This is a genomic window from Pseudomonas sp. P4_D7 (assembly GCF_056401755.1).
Window position 1 is genome coordinate 128,443 of record NZ_JBFUIR010000002.1, and the last position, 25,420, is coordinate 153,862.

General features: G+C 60.1%; 22 protein-coding genes. 11 read left to right on the plus strand and 11 right to left on the minus strand.

Annotated elements, in window-relative coordinates:
* Positions 1-159: 159 nt before the first annotated feature.
* Complete coding sequence (locus tag AC1DVF_RS01990; RefSeq protein WP_034152971.1) at positions 160-582, plus strand: phasin family protein; 423 nt, start codon at positions 160-162, stop codon at positions 580-582.
* 10 nt (positions 583-592) lie between these two features.
* A complete protein-coding gene (locus AC1DVF_RS01995) occupies positions 593-1,516 on the plus strand; it encodes a phasin family protein (RefSeq protein WP_320335958.1) in 924 nt (307 codons plus the stop codon).
* A 272-nt stretch (positions 1,517-1,788) separates the two neighbouring features.
* Here the strand turns inward: AC1DVF_RS01995 and AC1DVF_RS02000 are convergent, their stop codons facing one another.
* The 9 genes from AC1DVF_RS02000 to argS all read right to left on the minus strand — a co-directional run bounded on the left by AC1DVF_RS02000 (position 1,789) and on the right by argS (position 12,341).
* Entirely contained in the window at positions 1,789-2,409 is a 621-nt protein-coding gene (locus tag AC1DVF_RS02000; protein ID WP_095187463.1) for a TetR/AcrR family transcriptional regulator, read from the minus strand.
* A 30-nt stretch (positions 2,410-2,439) separates the two neighbouring features.
* Complete coding sequence (gene phaC / locus AC1DVF_RS02005) at positions 2,440-4,122, minus strand: class II poly(R)-hydroxyalkanoic acid synthase (protein ID WP_257356858.1); 1,683 nt, start codon at positions 4,120-4,122, stop codon at positions 2,440-2,442.
* Between the two features lie 139 nt (positions 4,123-4,261).
* Entirely contained in the window at positions 4,262-5,116 is an 855-nt protein-coding gene (phaZ, locus tag AC1DVF_RS02010; RefSeq protein ID WP_034152967.1) for a poly(3-hydroxyalkanoate) depolymerase, read from the minus strand.
* A gap of 146 nt (positions 5,117-5,262) precedes the next feature.
* Complete coding sequence (phaC, locus tag AC1DVF_RS02015) at positions 5,263-6,942, minus strand: class II poly(R)-hydroxyalkanoic acid synthase (RefSeq protein ID WP_099757773.1); 1,680 nt, start codon at positions 6,940-6,942, stop codon at positions 5,263-5,265.
* Between the two features lie 258 nt (positions 6,943-7,200).
* Positions 7,201-7,578 (minus strand): gamma-butyrobetaine hydroxylase family protein, encoded by a 378-nt coding sequence (locus tag AC1DVF_RS02020; RefSeq protein ID WP_093430072.1) that lies wholly within the window; start codon positions 7,576-7,578, stop codon positions 7,201-7,203.
* Between the two features lie 153 nt (positions 7,579-7,731).
* The gene (gene hslU, locus AC1DVF_RS02025) at positions 7,732-9,069 is read right to left on the minus strand and encodes an ATP-dependent protease ATPase subunit HslU (protein WP_477781925.1); all 1,338 of its coding nucleotides are present in this window, start codon (positions 9,067-9,069) and stop codon (positions 7,732-7,734) included.
* A gap of 54 nt (positions 9,070-9,123) precedes the next feature.
* Positions 9,124-9,654: an ATP-dependent protease subunit HslV gene (gene hslV / locus AC1DVF_RS02030; RefSeq protein WP_016984593.1), complete on the minus strand. Its 531-nt coding sequence runs from the start codon at positions 9,652-9,654 to the stop codon at positions 9,124-9,126.
* A gap of 232 nt (positions 9,655-9,886) precedes the next feature.
* Positions 9,887-10,603, minus strand: a complete 717-nt coding sequence (locus AC1DVF_RS02035; RefSeq protein WP_007909385.1) for an SPOR domain-containing protein — start codon at positions 10,601-10,603, stop codon at positions 9,887-9,889.
* Position 10,604: 1 nt separating this feature from the next.
* On the minus strand, positions 10,605-12,341 hold the full coding sequence (gene argS / locus AC1DVF_RS02040) for an arginine--tRNA ligase (protein ID WP_477781926.1): 1,737 nt from the start codon (positions 12,339-12,341) through the stop codon (positions 10,605-10,607).
* Here argS and AC1DVF_RS02045 point away from each other — a divergent pair.
* On the plus strand, positions 12,340-12,462 hold the full coding sequence (locus AC1DVF_RS02045) for a hypothetical protein (protein WP_256579857.1): 123 nt from the start codon (positions 12,340-12,342) through the stop codon (positions 12,460-12,462). The two genes, argS and AC1DVF_RS02045, sit on opposite strands and share 2 nt — an antisense overlap.
* A 93-nt stretch (positions 12,463-12,555) precedes the next feature.
* Here AC1DVF_RS02045 and AC1DVF_RS02050 read toward each other — a convergent pair whose 3' ends face one another.
* Positions 12,556-14,775, minus strand: a complete 2,220-nt coding sequence (locus AC1DVF_RS02050; RefSeq protein ID WP_093430074.1) for a primosomal protein N' — start codon at positions 14,773-14,775, stop codon at positions 12,556-12,558.
* Positions 14,776-15,062: 287 nt separating this feature from the next.
* On the opposite strand from AC1DVF_RS02050, the gene rpmE reads away from it, so the two are divergent.
* From rpmE to AC1DVF_RS02065, 3 genes are all read left to right on the plus strand, one after another.
* A complete protein-coding gene (rpmE, locus tag AC1DVF_RS02055; RefSeq protein WP_016984589.1) occupies positions 15,063-15,290 on the plus strand; it encodes a 50S ribosomal protein L31 in 228 nt (75 codons plus the stop codon).
* A gap of 14 nt (positions 15,291-15,304) precedes the next feature.
* Positions 15,305-16,105: a thermonuclease family protein gene (locus AC1DVF_RS02060; protein WP_186621298.1), complete on the plus strand. Its 801-nt coding sequence runs from the start codon at positions 15,305-15,307 to the stop codon at positions 16,103-16,105.
* Positions 16,106-16,288: 183 nt separating this feature from the next.
* Positions 16,289-17,557, plus strand: a complete 1,269-nt coding sequence (locus AC1DVF_RS02065) for a malic enzyme-like NAD(P)-binding protein (RefSeq protein WP_090280412.1) — start codon at positions 16,289-16,291, stop codon at positions 17,555-17,557.
* Positions 17,558-17,883: 326 nt separating this feature from the next.
* Here AC1DVF_RS02065 and AC1DVF_RS02070 read toward each other — a convergent pair whose 3' ends face one another.
* The gene (locus AC1DVF_RS02070) at positions 17,884-20,328 is read right to left on the minus strand and encodes a penicillin-binding protein 1A (protein WP_427120006.1); all 2,445 of its coding nucleotides are present in this window, start codon (positions 20,326-20,328) and stop codon (positions 17,884-17,886) included.
* 219 nt (positions 20,329-20,547) lie between these two features.
* Between AC1DVF_RS02070 and AC1DVF_RS02075 the strand changes: the two genes are divergently transcribed.
* The 5 genes from AC1DVF_RS02075 to AC1DVF_RS02095 are packed head-to-tail and all read left to right on the plus strand — an operon-like array spanning position 20,548 to position 25,417.
* The gene (locus AC1DVF_RS02075; protein ID WP_093430076.1) at positions 20,548-21,612 is read left to right on the plus strand and encodes a pilus assembly protein PilM; all 1,065 of its coding nucleotides are present in this window, start codon (positions 20,548-20,550) and stop codon (positions 21,610-21,612) included.
* On the plus strand, positions 21,612-22,178 hold the full coding sequence (locus AC1DVF_RS02080; protein WP_095047205.1) for a PilN domain-containing protein: 567 nt from the start codon (positions 21,612-21,614) through the stop codon (positions 22,176-22,178). Before AC1DVF_RS02075 ends, AC1DVF_RS02080 begins: the two co-directional genes overlap by 1 nt.
* Positions 22,175-22,798: a type 4a pilus biogenesis protein PilO gene (pilO, locus tag AC1DVF_RS02085; RefSeq protein ID WP_095047206.1), complete on the plus strand. Its 624-nt coding sequence runs from the start codon at positions 22,175-22,177 to the stop codon at positions 22,796-22,798. The genes AC1DVF_RS02080 and pilO overlap by 4 nt, the downstream gene beginning before the upstream one ends.
* Positions 22,795-23,322 (plus strand): pilus assembly protein PilP, encoded by a 528-nt coding sequence (locus AC1DVF_RS02090; RefSeq protein ID WP_257356863.1) that lies wholly within the window; start codon positions 22,795-22,797, stop codon positions 23,320-23,322. The genes pilO and AC1DVF_RS02090 overlap by 4 nt, the downstream gene beginning before the upstream one ends.
* 13 nt (positions 23,323-23,335) lie before the next feature.
* Entirely contained in the window at positions 23,336-25,417 is a 2,082-nt protein-coding gene (locus tag AC1DVF_RS02095) for a type IV pilus secretin PilQ (protein WP_477781927.1), read from the plus strand.
* Positions 25,418-25,420 lie beyond the last annotated feature (3 nt).

Genomic DNA, 25,420 nt, shown 5'->3' on the forward strand with positions numbered 1-25,420 from the left:
CCGCTATCGCGAGCAGGCTCACTCCTACATTTTTTTGCGCTGCACCCAAGCTTTTATGTCAGTTGTTAGGGTGCCGTTTCTAATTTATCTCCTTACTTTGTGCCTGAGCCCGACACTTTCGCGGGCAGTTCCTCAAACCTTCTGCGCGTGAGGTGCACCATGGCCAAAGTCATTTTGAAGAAAAAAATCGACGCTTCGACTTCTGCTCTGAGCGACGTCAAATCCTATGCCCGCAAGATCTGGCTGGCAGGCCTGGGTGCCTACGCCAAGGTCGGCCAAGAGGGCAGCGACTACTTTCAAGAGCTGATCAAGGCTGGTCAAACTGTTGAAAAGAAAGGCAAAAAAGCCGTCACCGAAAAACTCGAAGCGGCCAACGCCGAGATCGATGAAGCCAAGAGCGAAGTCAGCTCGTTCAAAGGTCGTGTCGAAGTTCAGCTCGACAAGGTCGAGAAGGCGTTCGACTCCCGTGTAGCAAGCGCCTTGAATCGTATCGGCATTCCGTCTAAACATGACGTTGAGACACTCTCTGCTAAGCTCGATGAGCTGACGGCATTGCTCGAACGCGTCGCGCGTAAATCTTAAGGAGAACGGGATGGCTGGTAAAAAGAACACCGATAAAGAAGGCAGCTCGTGGATCGGGAAAGTCGAAGACTACTCCCGCAAAATCTGGCTGGCTGGTTTAGGCGTGTACTCGAAGATCGACACTGACGGCAGCAAGCTCTTCGATACATTGGTCAAAGACGGCGAGAAAGCCGAGAAGCTCACCAAATCCGCAGTCGGCAAAAAAGTCGACGCTGCCAAGGATTCCGCTTCTTCGGCCAAGTCGCGCATCAGCGGCGTGAAAGATCGCGCACTGGGCAAATGGGACGAGCTGGAAGGGGCTTTCGACAAGCGCCTGAACAGCGCAATTTCGCGCCTGGGTGTACCGAGCCGCAATGAGGTCAAAGCACTGCATAGCAAGGTGGAAACCTTGACCAAGCAGATCGAAAAACTCACCGGTCTGAAAACCCAACCGGTGGCGGCGAAAACCGCTGCGGCAAAACCGGCCGCGAAAACGGCTGCGGCCAAACCAGCGGCCAAGTCGGCAGCCAAGCCACTGGCCAAAGCGGCAGCTAAACCTGCTGCTAAAGCCGCGGCCAAGCCAGCAGCGAAAACCGCAGCCGCCAAGCCTGCAGCCAAAGCCGCAGCCAAACCGGTTGCCGCCAAAGCCGCTGCCAAGCCGGCAGCTAAACCTGCGGCCAAAACTGCAGCGAAACCCGCCGCCAAGCCAGCAGCGAAAACTGCTGCCGCCAAACCGGCTGCCAAGCCTGCAGCGAAACCTGCTGCGGCGAAGAAACCGGCAGTGAAAAAACCGGCCGCGCCGAAAGCCGCTGCGCCGAAACCGGCCGCACCTGCTGCAGCCAAACCTGCCGCTCCGGCAGCTCCGGTGAGTGCGTCGAATTCCGCCGCAGCACCGACTCCGGCGGCCACCCCGACTGCTGCATCGACCCCGTCGACGCCAACCAGTCAGTCCTGATTTTTCAGGGCAAAACAAAACGCCCGGCCTGTTAAGGTCGGGCGTTTTTGTTTGTGTTTTTTAAAAGCTTACCCTCACCCCAGCCCTCTCCCGGAGGGAGAGGGAGCCGACCGAGGTGTCTTGCGTCGTACGTCGACCTGAACGATCGAGTCGATTATGGATTCAACAAAACCCTTTCAGGTCGGTGTAGCTCATCAGCATCCCCCAATCAGTCCCCTCTCCCTCCGGGCGGTCCGACGTTTCGGGAGGGCTAGGGTGAGGGGCTTTTGATCTCAGTCGTGATCTTCAAGGTACTGCAGGGCCATCCGCTCCGTGGCGACCTTAACCGGCGGCAGCAAATGCGGCGCTACCAGCATCATGATCTGGTAAACCACCAACCTGACCTCACCCTCACGATCCAGAATCCGCTGATAATCCAGCGAAAACAGCAACGTCATGGTGATCTGCTCCACCAGTTGCCCCAACGCCTGCGTATCACTGACCAGTTGCCCCGAAGCCTTTAACCGCGCGAGCAACGACGCCAGTGTGCGCTTCAGTGCATTGAGCAAATGGCGAATGCCCTTGGCCAGTTTTGGCAAGCGCCCGGCGAGGTTCGACAGGTCCTGGAACAGAAAGCGGTACTGCGCCAACCGCTCGACGATCAAATGCAAAAACAGCCAGTAATCTTCCGGCGCCAGTTCCACATCCGAGGGTGGATCGAGCAGTGGCGCCAGTTCATTCTGAAAGCGTTCGAACAAGCCGAGAATCAGCGGTTCCTTGCCATGGAAATGGTAGTAGAGATTGCCCGGGCTGATCCCCATTTCGTTGGCCACCTCCATGGTGGAGACGTTCGGCTCGCCCTTTTCGTTGAACAGTTGCAAAGCACATTCGAGAATCCGGTCGCGGGTTTTCATCCAGTCTTCTTAGAAAAGTTCGGTTAAGCGTCAGCGCACACGCACGTAAGTACCGGGCGCTGCCTCCATCGGTGGATAGTTCGGGTTGCCGAGGGTAAACGTGGTTTCGTGCTGGGCGCCGGAGCGCTGTTGAATCCACTCCAGCCACTGCGGCCACCAACTGCCATCGACGTGTTTACCATCGTAGTACCAGGCACGCGGGTCGCTGCTCATCTTGCCGTTCTCGATATAGGCAGCTTTCGGGTTACTCGGCGGGTTGAGAATGCTCTGCACGTGGCCGCTGTTGGACAGCACGAAACGCCGTTCGCCACCGAGCAGCAGGGTTGAGCGATACACCGCATCCCACGGCGTGATGTGGTCGTTCATGCCGGCGACGCTGAAGCTGTCCACGGTGACTTTCTGCAGGTCGATCGGCGTGCCGCACACTTCCAGCCCGCCCGGATGGGTCAGCGGGTTGTGCTTGAAGAAGTCCAGCAGGTCGCCGTGAAACGCGGCGGGCAAGCGCGTGTTGTCGTTGTTCCAGTAGAGGATGTCGAAGGCCGGCGGCTCTTTGCCCAGCAGGTAATTGTTGACGAAGTAGCTCCAGATCAAATCGTTGGGGCGCATCCAGGCGAAGACCTTGGCCATGTCGCGACCGTCGAGCACGCCTTTCTGGTACGAGCGGCGCTTGGCGGCTTCGAGGGTTTGTTCATCAGCGAAGAGGGTGGCCGGAGTTTCGATCTGGCTGTCGAGCAGGCTGACCAGGTAGGTCGCACTGGAGACGCGGCGCAGTTGCCGCTTGGCCTGCAAATGCCCTTGCAGGGCGGCGATGGTCAGGCCGCCAGCGCAGGCGCCCATCAGGTTGACTTCGCGGGCGCCGGTGATCGCCCGGCAGATGTTCATCGCCTCTTCCACCGCCTCGACATACGTCGACAGGCCCCATTCGCGATGGCGTACATCCGGGTTGCGCCAACTGATCATGAAGGTCTGCAGGCCGTTTTTCAGTGCGTACTGGACGAAGCTGTTATGTGGGCTGAGGTCGAAAATGTAGTACTTGTTGATTTGCGGCGGCACCACCAGCAGCGGCTTGGCGTACTGCTTTTCGCTCATCGGTCGATACTGGATCAGCTCAAGCAAATCGTTGCGAAACACCACCGAGCCGGTGGTGGTGGCCACGGTCTTGCCGACCTCGAAAGCCTGTTTGGTCACCTGACGTGGCAGGCCGTCGTTGTGCAGCAAGTCATCGAACAAATGGCTGAGGCCGCGTACCAGACTGTGCCCGCCGGAGTTGAACAGCTCCTTGACCGCCAGCGGGTTGAGCAAGGTGTTCGATGGCGCCACGGCGTCGTTGAGCAAGGTGAAGGCGAAGTGCGCGCGGGCGCGATCGTCATCGTTCATGTTGCTTTCGTCGATCCAGCTTTTGACCTGTTTCTGCCAGGCCAGATAGGCCTGCAGGCTGCGCCGGTAGAACGGATTGAGGCTCCACGCCGGGTCAGCGAAACGGCTGTCGTTCGGATTGGTCGGGTGCAGGGTTTCGCCGAGCAGCACGCGGCCCAATTGACCGCCGAGTTTCAACGCGTGCTTCGCACTGTGGATCGGGTTACGCAGGCCATGGGCTGCCACACTGCGCAAGGTCGAGATCAGGTCCCGGCCACGCAGGCCGGTGATCGCACTTTGTGCATTGATGAACACGGCGGGGCTGGGCACTACGCCCGTCGCTGGTTTGTCGCGCATGACTCAACACTCCTTCGTCTTCAGGCCAAAAACAAACTCACCGAACCAGAACACCATAGACGCTGTTACGGGTTGCTGCCTGCGCGGCGTCCTGCCGCGCACTCTTTACTAAAGGCCTGCATAAAGCCTGCCGCCGGGGTTAGCCGCCGAGCGGTGTCGGATGCGGGTGCATCACCGCCCGCTGACGTTCCTCCTGGAGGAATTTCATGATGATCGGCGCCACAGCTTCGGCGCGGGTAATCAGGAACAGGTGGCCGTCGTCGATGATGTGCAGTTGCGCGTTGGGAATGCGCCAGGCGAGCATGCGCATGTTGATCAGCGGGATCAGCGGATCGTCGTCGCCGGCCAGCACCAGCGTCGGCTGATGGATCTTGTGCAGCCAGTGAATGCTGGTCCAGCCGAGGCCGGCGAACAGTTGCCAGTAATAACCGAGCTTGCCCGCCGAACGCACTTTCGCCGCGTGGCTGGCCGCCAGCGTCGGGTCGCGACGGAACGAGCCACCATAGATCAGCGGGGCGATACGGATCACGTGGGACGGCTGAATGTAGCGCCGCGGACTGGCCATCATCCACAGCACTTTTGGCTTGCCCGGCACCATTACTGCGCCGGCCGCGGTCGCCGCCAGCACCAACTTCTTGCAGCGCTCGGGGTAGTCGTAGGCGAACTGCTGCGCGAGTGCGCCGCCCCACGACACGCCGATGACGTTGACCTGCCCGTAGTCGAGATAATCGAGCATGCGCGACGTCAGCTTGGCCAGACCGGGAAAACGATATGGCCGGTTCGGCGTCGAGGAGCCGCCGACACCGGGCACGTCAAAGGCGATCACTTCCAGATCCGGGTCCAGCGCCGCGACAAACGGAAACACCAGCTCCAGGTTGGCGCCGATGCCGTTGAAAATCAGCAAGGGCGTCAAGTGAGGCTTGCCGGGGCGCACCGCCGTGCGGAGGGTTTGACCATCCAGATCGACGGTACGGAATATGAACGGTTGCGGCATGCGTCAGGCCCTGTGGATTTCAAGTACACCCCGCCCCCTGTGGGAGCGAGCCTGCTCGCGAAGGCGTCGTGTCAGCCAACATCGATGTTGATTGAATGAGCGCTTTCGCGAGCAGGCTCGCTCCCACAATGACGGGGTGGTGTCAGTTACCGCTCATGTACATAAGTGCCCGGCGAAGCTTCACCCGCCGGGTACGCTTTGTTGCCCAGTTTCAGCGGGGCCTTTTTCAGGTTGCCCGAGCGCTCGGCCTGCCACGCCTGCCAGTACAGCCACCAGGAATCGGTGTGCTTGGTCGAGTTCTCTTGCCACTCATCGGCATTGGCGGCCATCTCCTCGCCGGTCATGTAGCGCGATTTCGGGTTGCCCGGCGGGTTCAGAATGCTCTGGATATGCCCGCTGCTCGACAACACGAACTCGACCTTGCCGCCAAACAGCTGCGCCGACTTGTAGCAGGACTTCCACGGGGTGATGTGGTCGTTGGTGCCGGCCAGCGAGAAGATATCGGCGGTGACCTGCTTGAGGTCGATCGGCGTGCCGCACACTTCCAGTGCATTCGGGCGAATCAGTGGGTTGTTTTTGAACATCTCGATCAGGTCACCGTGGAACGCGGCGGGCAACCGGGTGGTGTCGTTGTTCCAGAACAGGATGTCGAACACCGGCGGCTCGTTGCCGAGCAGGTAGTTGTTGACCCAGTAGTTCCAGATCAGATCATTGGGGCGCATCCAGGCGAAGACCTTGGCCATGTCTTTGCCTTCAAGCACGCCGGCCTGATACGAGTGGCGCTTGGCGGTCTCCAGGGTCTGCTCGTCGACGAACAGCGCGACGTCGCTGTCCAGCGTCGTGTCGAGCACGCTGACCAGCAGCGTGAGGGCATTGACCTTCTTCTCGCCGATCGCCGCGTAGTGGCCGAGCAGGGCGGTGCAGGTGATGCCGCCGGAGCAGGCGCCGAGCATGTTCACGTCTTTGCTGCCGGTGATCGCGGTGACCACATCGACCGCTTCTTTCAGCGCATCGATATATGTCGACAGGCCCCACTCACGCTGGGCCTTGGTCGGGTTGCGCCAGCTGACGATGAACGTCTGCACGTTATTGCGCAGGCAAAAGCGCGCCAGACTCTTGTCCGGGCTCAAATCGAATACGTAGAACTTGTTGATCTGCGGCGGCACCACCAGCAATGGACGCTCGTGGACTTGCTCGGTGATCGGCTTGTACTGGATCAGCTCCAGCACGTCGTTGCGAAACACCACCGCGCCGTCGGTGACGCCGAGGCTCTTGCCGACCTCGAACGCGCCCATGTTGACCTGACTCGGCATGCCGCCGTTGTGCACCAGATCCTTGGCCAGATGCGAGAGGCCGTCGAGCAGGCTTTTGCCGCCGGTTTCGAAGAAGCGTTTGACTGCTGCGGGGTTGGCCGCCGTGTTGGTCGGGGCCATGGCTTCAGTCATCAGGTTGATGACGAAGTGGCCGCGCGCGATGTCTTTGGGTGAGAGGCTGCTGTCATCGATCCAGGCATGGAGTTCCTTGCGCCACGCCAGGTAAGTTTGCAGATAACGTTTGTAGAGCGGGTTCTGGCTCCACGCAGGATCAGCGAAGCGACGGTCATCGCCTGCCGGTTGCAGTTCGGATTTGCCGAACAGCACGTTCTTCAGTTCGAGGCCGAAATGGGTGACGTGCCTGACGCTATGGATCGGTTGTTTGATGGCCTGTTTCAGCACCATACGAGCAGAGGCCAGCAGATCCTTTCCGCGTAGCCCAACGACGGGATTAAGCCCCAGGGTGTTTTCCGAGGCTTGGTACTTCAGGTCATCGTTATTCTTGTTACTCATCTACGACGCTCCATTGTCCTGAGACGAGTACCCGGTTTTCTGCTGTGCAGTTCCACAGCCAATGCCAGGTACTACTGCTCGGGTGACCGTTAATTCTGCATAGCTGCTTTACAGTCGTAGAGCACTGCAGGGAACTTGCCAGCTCCATTGGTTACCCGAGTTTAATTTTTTTCGCAAGCAGGCCGATCCTCGGCCACACAGCAGAGCATTCAAACAGATGAATTTAGAAAATGCCCTCTAATGAGCGCAAGGCTCGGACTAGAGCATCAGCTTGACGATCGACTCGCTCGGGTCGCGGGTTTTTCCGGCGGCTTTGAGCTCGGCCAGATAATCGGCCCAGAGTGCGTCATAACGTCGCCCCAGCTCGTAGAGATAATCCCAGGTGAACAAGCCACTGTCGTGACCATCGTCGAAGGTCAGTTTCAGTGCGTAGTGACCGGCCGGTTCCAGCTTGCTCAGACCGACGTTGATCTTGCCAAATTGCAGGATCGGTTTGCCGTGGCCCTGGACCTCGGCGGAGGGGGAGTGCACGCGCAGGAATTCGGCGGGCAGGGTGTATTCCTCGCCGGACGCGTAGGTGAGCGTCAGGGTCTTCGAGGCTTTGTGCAGTTTGATGTCGGTGGGGATTTGAGTCATGGGCTGGCGTCCGAAGTGTGGGCGACCCTTGAGCAAATGTGGGAGCGAGCTTGCTCGCGAAAGCGGTGTGTCAGACAACATTGATGTCGACTGACACGGCCTCTTCGCGAGCAAGCTCGCTCCCACAGGGTCCGCTACCGCTGTAAGTATGGCTTACAGGATATAACGGGACAGGTCTTCGTTCTGCGCCAATTCACCGAGGTGGCTGTTGACGTATTCGGCGTCGATCAGAATCGGCTTCTCATCGTGGGTGCTGGCCAGATCGCCGGCACTGAACGACACCTCTTCGAGCAGACGCTCAAGCAGCGTGTGCAGACGACGGGCACCGATGTTTTCGGTTTTCTCGTTGACCTGCCAGGCGATCTCCGCCAGACGCTTGATGCCTTCCGGCTGGAACTGGATATTCAGGCCTTCGGTTTTCAACAGCGCGCAATATTGCTCGGTCAGGGAGGCATGCGGTTCGCTGAGGATGCGTTCGAAGTCCGACGGGCTCAGCGCTTTGAGTTCGACGCGAATCGGCAGACGACCTTGCAACTCAGGCACCAGATCGCTCGGCTTGCTCAGGTGGAACGCACCGGAGGCGATAAACAGGATGTGGTCAGTCTTGACCATGCCCAGTTTGGTGTTGACGGTGCAGCCTTCGATCAGCGGCAGCAGGTCGCGCTGTACGCCTTCACGGGACACATCAGCGCCACCGACGTTACCGCGCTTGGCGACTTTGTCGATTTCGTCGATGAACACGATGCCGTGCTGTTCAACGGCTTCCAGCGCCTTAGCCTTCAGCTCTTCTTCGTTAACCAGACGCCCGGCTTCTTCGTCGCGCACCAGCTTCAGCGCTTCTTTGACCTTGAGCTTGGGCGCTTTCTTTTTGCCCTTGCCCATGTTGGCGAACAGCGACTGCAACTGGTTGGTCATCTCTTCCATGCCAGGCGGCGTGGCGATCTCGATGCCGGCAACTTCGGCGACTTCGATTTCGATTTCCTTGTCATCCAGCTGACCTTCGCGCAGGCGCTTGCGGAACAGCTGACGGGTGTTGGAATCGGAGCTCGGCGCTTCTTCATTGCTGAAGCCCATGCGGGCCGGCGGCAGTAGTGCGTCGAGGATACGATCCTCGGCAGCGTCTTCGGCGCGGTGGCGAACGCGGGTCATTTCCTGCTCGCGGAGCATCTTGATCGCGGCGTCGGCCAGATCACGGATGATCGATTCGACGTCACGACCGACGTAGCCGACTTCGGTGAACTTGGTCGCTTCGACCTTGATGAACGGTGCGTTGGCCAGTTTCGCCAGGCGACGGGCGATCTCGGTTTTACCGACACCGGTCGGACCGATCATCAGGATGTTCTTCGGGGTCACTTCAACGCGCAGCTCTTCAGGCAGCTGCATGCGGCGCCAGCGGTTGCGCAGGGCAATCGCGACGGCGCGCTTGGCATCGTCCTGGCCGATGATATGGCGGTTGAGTTCGTGGACGATTTCGCGGGGAGTCATGGACATAATAATTGACGGTCCTCAAGCAGAAAAAAGCCGTGGCACAGGGCCGCGTCAGGCTTATTCAGCGAGATCCTGCTCCTCAATGGTCTGAGTGTGGTTGGTGAATACACAGATGTCGCCGGCGATACCGAGGGCGGTTTCGACGATTTCACGGGCCGACAGATCGGTCTTTTTCAGCAGGGCGCTGGCCGCGGCTTGCGCGTAGCCGCCGCCGGAACCCATGGCGATCAGGCCATCTTCGGGCTCGACCACATCACCGTTGCCGGTAATGATCAGCGAGGCGTCCTTGTTGGCGACCGCGAGCATGGCTTCGAGGCGGCTCAGGGAGCGGTCGGTGCGCCATTCTTTGGCGAGTTCGACAGCGGCGCGCACCAGGTGGCCCTGATGTTTTTCAAGTTGGCCTTCGAAACGTTCGAAGAGGGTAAAGGCGTCGGCGGTGGCACCGGCAAAACCGGCGATGACCTGGCCGTGGTACAGGCGACGAACTTTTTTCGCGTTGCCTTTCATCACGGTATTGCCGAGAGAAACCTGGCCGTCGCCGCCCATGACGACTTTGCCGTGACGGCGGACTGAAACGATGGTGGTCAAGGGAAGAGTCTCCACACAGCGGGGCGAAAGTGCCTTATGCCCATTCATATGGGGGTGCTGGAGAGGATTTCAACCGTAGCGCGGCAGAGGGGACGAGCGGCGTGTTGCACCTGATCGTTCCCACGCTCTGCGTGGGAATGCAGCCCGGGGACGCTCCGCGTCCCTTCACTGCTGGGACGCAGAGCGTCCCTTGAGGCGTTCCCACGCAGAGCGTGGGAACGATCGGCGGTGATCAGCGGCTCTGGCGTTGTTGTAACAACAGGTTGCTGAAGCCGGCGCCAGCCAGTTGTTTCTGTGCAGTAGTCAGTTGCTCACGGTTGCTGAACGGCCCGACCAAAACGCGATACCAGGTTTCATCCTTCACCGTGCCGGACTCAACCGCCACCGCCTGACCGAGCAGAATGATCTGCGCGCGGACCTTGTCGGCATCGGTTTCCTTGCGGAACGATCCGGCCTGCAAGAAGAACTTGGTTACCGGCGCCGCTTTGCTCACCGGTGGTGCTGGCGGCGGGGTAATCCCGGCCAGTGCTGCCTGCGCGCGTGCGGTGTCGATCTTCGCTGCTTCCGCCGGAGTAACTGGCGTGGTCGGGATGGCCGGCACTTGTGGCGTCGGCAAAGTCTTCTCCGGCACGGCGTCTGGCGGCACGATCACTTCCGATTCCGGCAGCAGGGTGTAGAAGTCGTACTTCGGCTTCACCGGTTGCGTCGGGCTCGGCGGGGTCTTGTTGGCCTCGGCGATCTTCGACGCTTTCTGCTGTTGCGCCTGTTCGACTTTCTCGCGCTTGACCGTGTCGCTGCCCTTGCCCGGCTCCAGCTTCATCAGAAACACGATGAACGCGCCGACCGTGAGGCCGATGGCCATCCACAGCCAACCCGGAATCGGTTGCTTCGCAGGAGCTTGGTAACGGCTGGCGCCACGCTTGGGTGCAGGTTTTTTCTTGGCAGCCAACTTACATACGCTCCAGAGTTTCCAGACCCAACAGCTCCAGGCCTTGCTTGAGGGTGCGACCGGTCAGCGCGGCCAGACGCAGACGGCTCTGCATCTGGGCCGGGGTTTCGGCGGCGAGGATCGGGCAGTTCTCGTAGAAGCTGGAGAACAGACCGGCAACGTCGTACAGATAAGTGCAGAGAATGTGCGGCGTGCCTTTGTCGGACACGTTGTTCAGCACTTCGCCGAACTGCGCCAGTTTCGCCGCCAGCTCAAGTTCGTGCTCGGCTTCGAGAACGATCTGACCGTCGACTTCGCTGAAATCCTTGCCCAGCTTGCGGAACACACCGGCCACGCGGGTGTAAGCGTAAAGCAGGTACGGCGCGGTGTTGCCTTCGAAATTCAGCATCAGGTCGAAGTTGAAGCTGTAGTCGCTGGTGCGGTGCTTCGACAGGTCGGCGTATTTCACCGCGCCGATGCCGACGACTTTGGCGATGTTGCGCAGCTCGTCTTCGGCCAGTTGCGGGTTCTTCTCTTTCACCAGGTTGTAGGCGCGTTCCTGCGCTTCGGTGAGCAGGTCGATCAGCTTCACGGTGCCGCCGTCGCGGGTCTTGAACGGACGGCCATCGGCGCCGTTCATGGTGCCGAAGCCCATGTGCTCCATTTCCATCGGATGGGTGACGAAACCGGCCTTGCGCGCCACAGCGAACACTTGCTGGAAGTGCAGGGCCTGACGCTGGTCGACGAAATACAGTGCGCGGTCGGCTTTCAGCTTGCCACTGCGGTAGCGCACGGCGGCGAGGTCAGTGGTGGCGTACAGGTAACCGCCGTCAGCCTTGACGATGATTACCGGCAACGGATCGCCGTCAGCATTCTTGAATTCGTCGAGGAACACGCACTGGGCGCCGTTGCTCTCGACCAGCATGCCAGCGGCTTTCAGATCGTTGACCACGTTGATCAGGTCGTCGTTGTAGGCGCTTTCGCCCATCACGTCGGCCATGGTCAGCTTGACGTTGAGCAGTTCGTAGATCTTCTGGCAGTGCGACAGCGAGATGTCCTTGAACCTGGTCCACAGCGCCAGGCACTCGGCATCGCCGGCCTGCAACTTGACCACCAGGCCACGGGCGCGGTCGGCGAATTCTGCGGATTCGTCGAAACGCTGCTTGGCGGCGCGGTAGAAGTTTTCCAGGTCCGACAGCTCATCGCTGGTGATCGGGTTTTCCTGCAGATACGCCATCAGCATGCCGAACTGGGTGCCCCAGTCGCCCACGTGGTTCTGACGGATCACTTCGTCGCCAAGGAATTCCAGCACGCGCGCCACGCCGTCACCGATGATGGTCGAGCGCAAGTGGCCGACGTGCATCTCTTTGGCCAGATTCGGTGCCGACAGGTCGACCACGGTGCGCTGCGCCGGGCCAGCCTTGCGCACGCCAATGTGAGCATCAGCCAGTGCGGCATCGAGGCGGTTGGCCAAGGCCTGGGTGTTCTGGAAGAAATTGATGAAGCCCGGGCCGGCGATTTCGGCCTTGGTGACGTTCTCGTCGGTAGGCAGTGCGGCAATGATTTTTTCCGCCAGGTCGCGCGGCTTCATGCCCGCAGGCTTGGCCAGCATCATGGCGATGTTGCTGGCGAAGTCGCCGTGGGTCTTGTCACGGGCGTTCTCCACCTGGATCGCCGGCGACAGGCCTTCAGGCAACACACCTTCGTTGACGAGTTGGGTGAGGGCTTGTTGGATCAGCTGGCGAATGGTGTCTTTCATGGTCTTCTCTTTCGACCGCAAGCGCGGCGGGCGCATCGATGCGCGGGTGGAAAAACTGGGCATTATCCGTTGCGAAGACGGGCTTGCCAACCTTAGCAGGCAGCTTATGGATATGTGGTGACATTCAGATCAAAAGATCGCCGCCTGCGGCGGCTCCTACAAGGGGATAGGCGTTTTCCTGCAAGAGTTGCCGCAGGCGGCGATCTTTTGATCTTCAATACAAATCGACGGGATCGACATCCAGCGACCAGCGCACCGCGCGTCCGCTCGGCATCTGCTCCAGCACCAGCAACCAACTGGCCAGCAACCGATGCAGCGGCGCCCGTGCTGTCGCCTGCAACAGCAGCTGCGCGCGATAACGCCCGGCGCGGCGTTCCATCGGTGCTGGCACTGGCCCGAGCAATTCGATCCCGCTCAGGTTCTGCTCAGCCAGCAAACGCTCGGCTTCGCTACACGCCTCATCGAGAAAACCTTCCGCTTGCCCGGGCTTGTGCGCTTCGGCACGCAACAGCGCCAGATGCGCAAACGGCGGCAATCCGGCGGCGCGGCGCTCGCTCAAGGCCTGTTCGGCAAAGGCGAAATAGCCCTGTTCGGTGAGTTGCACCAATAAAGGATGGTCAGCGAGGTGTGTCTGGATAATCACCTTGCCCGGTTCCTCCGCTCGCCCGGCACGACCTGCGACCTGCACGATCAACTGCGCCATGCGCTCGCTGGCGCGGAAGTCGCCGGAGAACAGACCGCCGTCAGCATCCAGAATCGACACCAGCGTCACCCTTGGAAAATGGTGACCCTTGGCCAACATCTGCGTGCCGACCAGAATGCACGGCTGGCCCTTCTGAATCGTTGCGAACAACTGATTCATCGCGTCCTTGCGCGAGGTACTGTCGCGGTCGACGCGCAGCACAGGGTAGTCAGGGAATAGAATCGCCAGCCGTTCTTCGGCGCGCTCAGTACCCGCGCCGACCGGTCGCAGATCGACCTTGTTGCACTTCGGACATTGGCGCGGCGTGCGCTCGACGTAGCCACAGTGGTGGCAGCGCAGTTCGCCGTAACGCTGGTGCACGGTCATCCGCGCATCGCAGCGCGAACACTCGGACATCCAGCCGCAGTCGTGGCAGAGCAACGTCGGTGCGAAGCCGCGCCGGTTGAGGAACACCAGCACCTGTTGGCCATTGGCGAGGGTCTGGCCGATGGCTTGTTGCATCGGCCCGGAAATACCGCTGTCCAGTGGACGGCTTTTCACATCCAGCCGCAGGAAGCGTGGCTGCTTGGCACCGCCAGCACGTTCATTCAGGCGTAGGAGGCCGTAACGGCCGGTGTAGGCGTTGTGCAGGCTTTCCAGTGATGGCGTCGCGGAACCGAGAACGATCGGGATGTTTTCCTGCCGTGCACGCACCAGCGCCAGATCACGGGCGTGGTAGCGCAAACCTTCCTGCTGTTTATAAGAGCCGTCGTGCTCTTCATCGATGATGATCAGTCCGGGATTCTTCATCGGCGTAAACAGCGCCGAGCGGGTGCCGATAATAATGTCGGCCTCGCCATCACGTGCGGCGAGCCAGGCTTCGAGGCGCTCGCGATCATTGACCGCCGAGTGCAGCAGGGCGATGCGCGCATTGAAGCGCTGCTCGAAACGCGCCAGGGTCTGCGGGCCGAGGTTGATCTCCGGGATCAGCACCAGCGCCTGTTTGCCGGCTTCGAGGGTTTCGCGGATCAGTTGCAAATAGACTTCGGTCTTGCCACTGCCGGTGACCCCGGCCAGCAGGAACGCGTGATAACTGTCGAAGCCGGCGCGGATCGCCTCGTAGGCGGCGCGCTGTTCGGCGTTCAGCGGCAATTCCGGCTGCGCCAGCCAATGCTCATGGCGCACGCCGGGTGCATGCCGGCGGATTTCCACTTGCACCAGATTTTTCGCCAGCAGCAGATCAAGGCTGTCCTTGCTCAGCATCAGTTTGCTCAGCAACTGATGGGCGACGCCGTGCGGGTGTTGAGCGAGGGTGGCGAGTGCTTCCCGCTGGCGCGGGGCGCGGGCGATGCGCGGATCATCAAGGCTGGCGCCCGGGACGATCGACCAGAAACGTTCCTGTCGCGCCTCTGCCAGCTCGCCTTGGCGCAACAGGACTGGCAGCGCCCAGCTCAGGGTGTCGCCGAGGCTGTGCTGATAATACTGCGACGTCCACAGGCACAGCTTGAACAGCGCCGGTGGCAGTGGCGCTGTGGCGTCGAGCAGGGCCAGCGCTGGTTTCAGTTTCTCCACCGGCACTTCGCTGGTGTCCGTGACCTCGACCAGAATCCCGATCATCTCGCGTCGACCGAACGGTACTCGCAGGCGCATGCCCGGCTGCAATTGCTCACGCAGCACGCCGGCCGGCGCTCGATAGTCGAACAGGCGGCGCAAGGGTGAAGGCAGGGCTAGGCGCAGAATGGCGTCGGGCACGCGGGGGGATCTCTATAAACGCAAAATAAGGGACGAGTGCAGATCAATTGTGGGAGCGAGCTTGCTCGCGAAGGCGGTGTATCAGGCGCTTAAGGATTGACTGACACAACGCATTCGCGAGCAGGCTCGCTCCCACTGGGAATCGCGTATTGGGCCGGGAGCCTAGCAGACGGTCGGTCTCGGTGACAGCTTGCGTGTTTGAAAAGGTCTGGTAGAATCCGCGGCCTAATTACGTGCGGTATTCAACAATAGTGTTGGGTGGCGGCACGCTAGCTGAGGAAGACACCATGAAAGCTGATATCCACCCGAATTACCCAGTCATCGCTGTTACCTGCAGCTGTGGCAACAAGTTCGAAACCCGTTCGACTTTCGGCAAAGCTCTGCCAATCGACGTTTGCAACGAATGCCACCCGTTCTACACCGGTAAGCAGAAGACTCTGGACACTGGCGGCCGCGTTCAGCGCTTCGCAGACCGTTTCGGTGCTTTCGGCAAGAAACCTGCTGCTGCAGAGTAAGGTTGAAGGGCCCGGTGGGCTTTTCCTCGTTGCTGAAAAAGGCGTCCCTCGCGGGCGCCTTTTTTGTGTCTGCGATTTGGCTATCCGGCGCGCAGGCCTTCTGTCCGGCGCCTGCGGGACTGGCCAGCGTCACCGTGCAGCGCGTGGTCGATGGCGACACGCTGCGCCTGAGCGACGGTCGCAGCGTACGCATGATCGGCCTCAACACGCCTGAGCTGGGCAGGCAGGGCCGCAGCGACGACCCCTTCGCCGTGGCGGCACGCAAACGCCTGCAAGCGCTGGTCGATGCCAGCGGCGGACGTGTCGGTTTGCGCCCCGGCAAGCAAGCCAAAGACCATTACGGGCGTACACTCGCGCATATTTACAGCACCAGCGGCGCCAATCTCGAAGCGCAAATGCTCGCCGATGGCCTCGGTTTCCAGGTCGCGGTTGCGCCGAATGTTGATCTTGTTGCCTGTCAGCAAGCCGCCGAACGTAGTGCGCGAAAGGCCGGGCTGGGCCTCTGGCGGCAATCACCTGTACTGAAAGCGGAGCAGATCCAGCGCTCGGGTTTCGCCGTGATCAGTGGACGTGTGAGCAAGGTTCAGCGCAATCGAGGCGGAATCTGGATCGAGTTGCAGGACTCGCTTGTATTGCGCGTTGCTCCCAATCTGGTCAGACAATTTGACAATGCCCGGTTGCAGGCGTTGAAAGGCAAGCAGATCGAGGCTCGCGGCTGGATCGTTGATCGTTCCAGGCGCGGTGGATTGCAATCCGGCCAGTCGCGCTGGCTGCTTCCGTTGACGGATCCTTCGATGTTGCAAACGCCGCGTTGAAGAAAAATTGTAGACATTTTTTCTGTCGATTGTGAACAGTCCGGCCCTTGTGCGCCGTGGCTCTTGGCCCAAAGTCGTAGGGCAGGGCGCTTGACAGGGGTGACCGCTCAGTCTTGTGGGGACTTTGCGAGGCGCGTATCCTCGCTGACCAGTCTGTCCAACAGTAAAAAGCGGAATGCCAAAATGTCTGATCTGAAAACTGCCGCTCTCGAATATCATGCCAATCCTCGTCCAGGGAAGCTGAGTGTCGAGCTCACCAAGGCCACTGCTACCGCTCGCGACTTGTCGCTGGCCTACAGCCCCGGCGTAGCTGAACCAGTGCGTGAGATCGCTCGCGATCCTGAACTGGCCTACAAATACACCGGCAAGGGCAACCTGGTTGCAGTCATTTCCGATGGCACCGCGATTCTCGGTCTGGGCAACCTCGGCCCATTGGCTTCCAAGCCAGTAATGGAAGGTAAAGGCGTACTGTTCAAGCGCTTCGCCGGCATCGACGTTTTCGACATCGAAGTCGACTCCGAAAGCCCGCAAGCCTTCATCGATACCGTAAAACGCATCTCCATCACTTTCGGTGGTATCAACCTGGAAGACATCAAGGCACCCGAGTGCTTTGAGATCGAACGTGCTCTGATTGAGCAGTGCGACATTCCGGTATTCCACGATGACCAGCACGGCACCGCGATCGTGACCGCTGCGGGCATGATCAACGCCCTGGAAATCGCTGGCAAAACCCTGCCAGAAGCGAAAATCGTCTGCCTGGGCGCCGGCGCTGCTGCCATCTCCTGCATGAAACTGCTGGTGAGCATGGGCGCACGCATCGAAAACATCTTCATGGTTGACCGTACCGGTGTGATCCACTCCGGCCGTGACGACCTGAACCAGTACAAAGCGGTATTCGCTCACGCCACCGAGAAGCGCAGCCTGGCTGACGCACTGGCAGGCGCTGACGTGTTTGTCGGTCTGTCCGGCCCGAACCTGCTGAGCGCAGAAGGCCTGCTGTCGATGGCGGCCAACCCGATCGTGTTCGCCTGCTCGAACCCGGATCCGGAAATCTCCCCGGAGCTGGCGCACGCTACCCGTAGCGACGTGATCATGGCCACCGGCCGTTCGGACTACCCGAACCAGGTCAACAACGTGCTGGGCTTCCCGTTCATCTTCCGTGGTGCTCTGGACGTTCGCGCCAAGCGCATCAACGAAGAAATGAAAGTGGCTGCGGCCAACGCCCTGCGTGAACTGGCCAAGCTGCCTGTTCCACAGGACGTGTGCGATGCCTACGGCGGTGCGCCGCTGGAATTCGGCCGTGAGTACATCATTCCGAAGCCAATGGACAAGCGCCTGATCACCCTGATCTCCGACGCTGTGGCCAAGGCCGCGATCGAGACTGGTGTGGCGACGCTGCCGTATCCGAAGAACTACCCGCTGAAAAGCGTGGATGACGTGTTCAACGGCTAAGCCGTTGTAGCGCTTCAAACAGAAGCCCCGGCTCGTGAGAGTCGGGGCTTTTTATTGCCTGAAGATCAAGAACCCCCTCACCCTAGCCCTCTCCCAGGGGGAGAGGGGACTGATTGGAGGATGTTCGGGAGTTACGCCTACGCCGACTTGAACGTATTGTTTTGAATCCATAATCGACACAGCTCTCTCAGGTCGATGTAGAGCGCTAGACAACTCGGTCAGTCCCCTCTCCCTCCGGGAGAGGGCTAGGGTGAGGGGCTCTAGATCTTCAGCCATAAAAAAGCCCCGCACATCTCACGAAGGCGGGGCTTTTTGCTGCTTCAGGATTAGAACAGATCGATCGGCGCCTGCTCATCCGCTGGCAGCGGGCTGCCCGGTACGGCGCCATTACCCAGTTCATTCACCGACGGCGGCGTGTCTTCAGACTTGAACAGCTCGAAATACGCGCCTGGCGTGCTCGGCGTCGCCGCTCGGCCACTGACCGGGTCCACGCGCAGGCTCAGCAAACCTTCCGGCTCAGGCTGCACGTGCGGCGGTTTGTCCTTCAGTGCAGCCGACATGTAGTTCATCCAGATCGGCAGCGCCACAGTACCGCCGAACTCGCGACGACCGAGGCTTTCCGGCTGGTCAAAGCCAGTCCACACGGTGGTCACGTAATCGGCGTTGTAACCGGAGAACCAGGCATCTTTCGATTCGTTGGTGGTACCGGTTTTACCGGCGATATCGCTGCGGCCCATGGCCAACGCGCGACGGCCGGTGCCGAGCTTGATCACGTCCTGCAACATGCTGTTGAGGATGTAGGTGGTGCGGCCATCGACAATTCGCTCGGCCACTGCCGGTGTTTGCGGCACGGCCGCGCTGCCCGGCACTTCGCCCGCAACCGGTGTGGCGTTGACCGTAAACGAATCGGTGTGCGGCGCCGCGATACCGTCCGTCGCCGAACCGCCCTGAGGCACGGTTGGCGGGTTGGCGACGAACAGCGTGTCGCCATTACGGCTTTCGATCTTGTCGATGATGTACGGGGTGATCTTGTAACCGCCGTTGGCGAACGTACTCCAACCGGTCGCAATTTCCATCGGCGTCAGCGTTGCAGTACCCAGCGCCAGCGACAGGTTGGGCGGCAGATCCTGCTTGTTGAAGCCGAAACGGGTGATGTAGTCGATGGTCTTGCCTACGCCCATCGCCTGCAGCAAGCGGATCGACACCAGGTTACGCGACTTGTACAGCGCCTCACGCAGGCGGATCGGGCCGAGGAAGGTGTTGGTGTCGTTCTTCGGGCGCCAGACCTTGTCCAGATATTCGTCGACAAACACGATCGGCGCATCGTTGACCAGCGTGGCAGCGGTGTAGCCGCTATCCAGCGCGGCGCTGTAGACGAACGGCTTGAAGCTCGAGCCCGGCTGACGCTTGGCCTGCATCGCACGGTTGTAGTTGCTCTGTTCGAAGGCGAAACCGCCGACCAGCGAGCGAATCGCGCCGTTCTGCGGATCCAGCGACACCAGCGCACCTTGCGCCTGCGGGATCTGGCTGAACTTCAGTGAATTGTCTTTCTGACGCTGCACGCGAACCAGATCACCGACAGCCGCGACATCCGACGGCTGGCGCGGATTGGCACCCATGCTGTTGGTGTTGAGGAACGGTCGTGCCCATTTCATGGTGTCCCAGGCGACGTGCTCTTCGCCGGTACGGGTCAGCACTTGCAGGCCGTTCTTGTCGACCTGGGTGACGATGGCCGGCTCCAGGCTACTGATGGTGCGCTGCTTGGTCAGTTCGCTTGCCCAGGCCTCACGGGTCTTGCCCGGCAGACGCGATTCGGGGCCACGGTAGCCGTGACGCTGGTCGTAGGTCATCAAACCTTCGTGCAGCGCGGTGTTGGCCATTTCCTGCAGGTTGCTCGGCACCGTGGTGGTGACGCGGAAACCTTCGGTGTAAGCGTCGCTGCCATAACGGCCGACCATCTCGGCACGGGCCATTTCAGCGATATACGGTGCATTCACTTCCGGGGTCGGCACGTGATAGCTGGCGTTCAGCGGTTCGTTGATCGCAGCGGTGTAGTCCGCTTCGCTGATCTTGCCAAGCTTGTACATGCGCCCGAGGATCCAGTCGCGGCGTTCTTTGCTGCGCGCCGGGTTGGCCAGCGGGTTGAAACGCGACGGGGCTTTCGGCAGGCCGGCGATCATCGCCATCTGCGCCAGGCTGACATCACGGATAGACTTGCCGTAATACACCTGCGCCGCCGCTTCGATGCCATAGGCGCGGTTGCCCAGATAGATCTTGTTCACGTACAGCTCAAGGATTTCATCCTTGGTCAGCTGTCGCTCGATCTGCAGGGCCAGAAGAATTTCGGTGGTTTTGCGCGAGAAGCTGCGTTCGCTGGTCAGGAAGAAGTTCTTCGCTACCTGCATGGTGATGGTGCTGCCGCCGGACTGAATGTGTCCGCTTTTGACCAGTTGGGTCGCGGCGCGCATCAGGCTGCTCGGATCGACGCCATAGTGGTTGGCGAAATTGTCGTCTTCAGCACTTAGTAACGCATTAATGAAATTGGGGGGAATGTCGGCGAAACGGATCGGTGTGCGGCGCATTTCGCCAAATTCGGCGATCAACTTGTTGTCGCTGGAGTAGACCCGCAGCGGAATCTGCAACTGAATGCTTCGCAGAGCCTCCACAGACGGCAAACCCGGACTAAGGTAAAGAAACGCGCCGCTGAGACCTAAAAGCAGTCCGCAGAAAACGGCGACGATGGACCAACCGAAAAATTTCAGCAGACGAATCAAGGCTTTTGGACATCCAGTGCAAAGAATGAATTTGGCGACGGGGCTCCGGCTACACACAGAACCATCCGCGCTTGCAGTAAAAAGCGGAAAAAAACGCTGGGCATTATAAGCACTTTTCTGCTGGGGGCGTCATTTGCGCTTCTGTCAAGACGGGGTGAAGGAACGCAATGCGTATTACAGAGTCCGTAACTCACGGAAAGTCATAGGGAATTGGTAGTGCTGGGACTCTTCAATAAAAAGGCCAATACGTTACTGGGGATCGACATCAGTTCCACGTCAGTGAAGCTGCTGGAACTGAGCCGTCAGGGTGATCGCTACCGGGTCGAGGCGTATGCGGTAGAGCCATTGCCAGTCAACGCCGTGGTCGAAAAGAACATCGCCGAACTTGAAGGCGTCGGTCAGGCCCTGAGCCGTTTACTGGTCAAGGCGCGCACCGGGCTCAAGAGCGTGGCAGTCGCAGTGGCCGGTTCCGCCGTGATCACCAAGATCATCGAGATGGACGCCGGGCTGTCCGACGACGAGCTGGAAAACCAGCTCAAGATCGAGGCCGATCAGTACATTCCCTACCCGCTGGACGAGGTCGCCATCGATTTCGAAGTCCAGGGCGTGTCACCGCGCAACCCTGAGCGGGTCAACGTGTTGCTCGCTGCCTGTCGCAAGGAAAACGTCGAAGTCCGCGAAGCGGCGCTGGCTCTGGCCGGGCTGACCGCACGGGTAGTCGACGTCGAAGCCTATGCGCTGGAGCGCTCGTTCGGCTTGCTGGCCACGCAACTGGCGGCGTCTCAGGAGCGTCTGACTGTCGCTGTTGTCGACATCGGCGCGACCATGACCACGCTCAGCGTCCTGCACAATGGCAAGATCATCTATACCCGCGAGCAATTGTTCGGCGGCCGGCAACTGACCGAGGAAATCCAGCGCCGCTATGGCCTGACCCTCGAACAAGCGGGGCTGGCGAAAAAGCAGGGCGGTCTGCCCGATGATTACATCAGCGAGGTCTTGCAACCGTTTCGCGAGGCGCTGGTGCAGCAAGTGTCGCGCTCGCTGCAGTTCTTCTTCGCCTCCGGGCAATACAACGCGGTCGATCACATTCTGCTGGCCGGCGGCACGGCTTCAGTGCCCGGGCTGGATCGGCTGATCGAGCAGCGCCTGAGCACACCGACACAAGTAGCCAACCCGTTTGCCAACATGGCCCTGAGCAGCAAAGTCAACGCCGGGGCTTTGGCCAGCGACGCGCCAGCGCTGATGATCGCCTGCGGGCTCGCGCTCAGGAGTTTCGACTGATGGCGCGGATCAACCTCCTACCCTGGCGCGAGGAACGTCGCGAAGAGCGGCGCAAGCGCTTTCTGCTGGCCTTGATCGGCGTGGTGGTCGGCTCGGTCGGTGCGGTGCTGATTGCCGATCAGGTCATCAGCACCGCCATTGCACGACAAGTGGCGCGCAATGATTACATCGGCAAGCAGATTGCTGTGGTCGACGAACGGATCAAACAGATCAGCGATCTCAAGGCGCGTCGTCAGCAACTGGTCGAGCGCATGCGCATCATCCAGGACTTGCAGGGCAACCGGCAGATCAGTGGGCGAATCTTCGATCAACTGGCGCGCACGCTGCCGGACGGTGTGTATTTCACCGACGTGAAGATGGTTGGCAAAACCCTGTCGATCAGCGGTGCAGCCGAATCGAACAACCGGGTCTCCGAATTGATGCGCAATCTGGATGCTTCCGACTGGTTCGACGCGCCCAGTCTCAACGAGGTGAAGGCGACGACGGCGGGCCAGGTGGATCAGGCCAACACGTTCGAGTTGACCGTACGGCAGACCCAGCCCCGCACCGTGGAGGACGAGCAATGAAGCCGTCCGAATGGCTGGAAAGTCTGCGCGACATCGATTTCAACGACCTCGATACCAGCAACATCGGCTCATGGCCGGCAGCAGTGAAAGCCATCGCCGGGGCGCTGTTGATGGTGTTGGTCCTGGCGCTCGGTTATAACTTTTTCATCAGTGACCTGGAAAACCAACTCGAAGCCAAGCGCGAGGAAGAAGCCACGCTCAAGGAGCAGTTCGCCAGCAAGGCACGTCTTTCGGCCAACCTTGAGTTGTACACCCAACAAATGAAGGCGATGGAAAACACCTTTGGCGTGCTGTTGCGCCAATTGCCCAGTGACACCGAAGTGCCGGGCCTGCTCGAAGACATCACCCGCACGGGGCTGGGCAGCGGCCTGGAGTTCGAAGAGATCAAACTGCTGCCGGAGGTCACCCAGCAGTTTTACATCGAGCTGCCGATCCAGATCACCGTCACCGGTGCCTATCACGACCTTGCGACCTTCGTCAGTGGCGTGGCCGGGCTGCCACGCATTGTCACTTTGCACGATTTCGAACTCGCCCCTGCCGATAAAGAGGGCGGGCCGAAGCTGCGCATGAGCATCCTTGCCAAGACCTACCGGTATAACGACAAGGGGCTGCAGAAATGAGCCCGACTCGTTACATCGCGTTGTCGATGACGCTGCTCGCGTTGAACGGTTGTGGTGGCAGCAATGACTTCAGTGATCTTGATGCCTACCTGAATGAAGTACGCCTGCGCCCGGCAGGCAAGATTGAACCAACCCCGACATTCCGGTCTTACCCAACATTCACTTACAGCGCGGCCAACCTGCGCAGTCCGTTCTCGCGCCAGGTGCGGGTTGATCTGGCCGGGCAGAAACATGGCTCACGCAACGTCAAGCCCGATCCCAATCGGGTCAAGCAGTACCTCGAAGGTTTCAACATCGAGCAGTTCGAGATGGTCGGCACGATCTCCAATGTGTCCGGCTCCTTTGCGCTGTTGCGCGGCGCTGGCGGCGTGCATCGTTTGAAGGTCGGCGATTACCTGGGGCGCAATGACGGTCGCATCGTCGCCATCAGCGCTACCCAGGTCGATGTCGTCGAAATCGTCCCCGACGGCGAAGGCGCCTGGCTGGAGCGTCCGCGCACCATTCCTTTGAAAGAGCACTCATAGTGGAAGTCGAACAATGAACAGGATTTTCTCCACCCTCGGTTTTTCGCTATGGATAGCGCTGATGTCGCCGATGGTACTCGCGTCCAATCTGAAGATGCTGGACGTGGCGGCGTTGCCGGGTGATCGCGTCGAGCTGAAGTTGTCGTTCGACGGCCCGCCGCCACAACCCAAGGGCTACACCACCGAATCGCCGGCGCGGATTGCCCTGGACCTGCCCGGTGTCGCCAGTCAGTTGGCCAGCAAGAACCTCGATCTGGGCAGTGGCAATGCGCGCACCGCTACTGTGGTTGAGGCCAAGGAACGCACGCGGCTGATTGTCAGCCTGACGCAATTGGCGCCGTACACCACGCGGGTTGAGGGCAATAACCTGTTCGTGGTGGTCGGTCAGGGCGCACCGGCCACCGCGCCGCGTCCCGCTGCCGCTGCACCTCGTGCTACCGCTAAAGCTGCTGCGTCCGCCAAGGCTTTTGTGCCGAAAAGCCGGGCGATTCGCGGTGTGGACTTCCAGCGTGGTACGGCGGGGGAAGGCAATGTGGTTATCGACCTGTCCGACCCGACCATTGCTCCGGATATCCAGGAGCATGACGGCAAGATCATCCTCACCTTCGCGCGCACGCAGTTGCCGGACAAGTTGCGGGTACGCCTCGACGTCAAGGATTTCGCCACCCCGGTGCAGTTCGTCAATGCCGGAGTAACCGCTGATCGGACAGTTATTACGGTTGAACCCAGTGGCACCTACGAGTACTCCACCTTCCAGACTGACAACAAACTGACCGTCAGCATCCGCCCGATGACCGTCGATGACCTGCAAAAGCGTAACGCTGACCGCCAGGCGTACGTCGGCGAAAAGCTCTCGCTGAACTTCCAGGACATTGATGTGCGCTCGGTGCTGCAACTGATCGCCGACTTCACCAACCTCAATCTGGTTGCCAGCGACACGGTGCAGGGTGGCATCACCTTGCGCCTGCAAAATGTGCCGTGGGATCAGGCCCTGGATCTGGTGTTGAAAACCAAGGGCCTGGATAAGCGCAAGATCGGCAATGTGCTGCTGGTGGCGCCGGCCGATGAAATCGCTGCCCGCGAGCGTCAGGAACTGGAGTCGCAGAAGCAGATCGCCGAACTGGCGCCGTTGCGCCGCGAGCTGCTACAGGTGAACTACGCCAAAGCCGCGGACATCGCCAAGCTGTTCCAGTCGGTGACCAGTGCCGAGGCGAAAATCGATGAACGCGGTTCGATTACCGTTGATGAGCGCACCAACAACATCATTGCCTATCAGACTCAGGATCGCCTCGACGAACTGCGGCGGATCGTGGCGCAACTGGATATTCCGGTGCGTCAGGTGATGATCGAAGCGCGGATTGTCGAGGCCAACGTTGATTACGACAAAAGTCTGGGCGTGCGCTGGGGCGGTTCGATCCAGAACAAGGGCAACTGGAACACCTCGGGCGTGAGCAACGGCACATCGTCGACTATCGGTACGCCGGGCAGCACCAGCACAAACTCGCCGTTCGTCGACATGGGCACTGTGGGTAATACATCGGGGATCGGCATTGCCTTCATTACCGACAATGTCCTGCTTGATCTTGAGCTGACTGCCATGGAGAAGACCGGCAACGGCGAAATCGTCTCGCAGCCGAAGGTTGTCACCTCCGACAAGGAAACCGCAAAAATCCTCAAAGGCACCGAGATTCCGTATCAGGAGGCCAGCTCCAGCGGCGCGACGTCGGTGTCGTTCAAGGAGGCCTCGCTGTCGCTGGAAGTCACCCCGCAGATCACCCCGGACAACCGCATCATCATGGAGGTCAAGGTCACCAAGGACGAACCGGATTACCTGAACAAAGTGCAGGATGTGCCGCCGATCAAGAAAAACGAGGTCAACGCCAAGGTGCTGGTCAATGACGGCGAAACCATCGTGATTGGCGGTGTTTTCTCAAATACTCAAAGCAAGGTCGTAGATAAGGTGCCATTTCTTGGCGATGTGCCGTATCTTGGCCGCCTTTTCCGGCGTGATGTGGTATCGGAGAAAAAATCCGAGCTGCTGGTATTTCTCACACCACGTATCATGAATAACCAGGCGATTGCTGTGAGTCGTTGATTC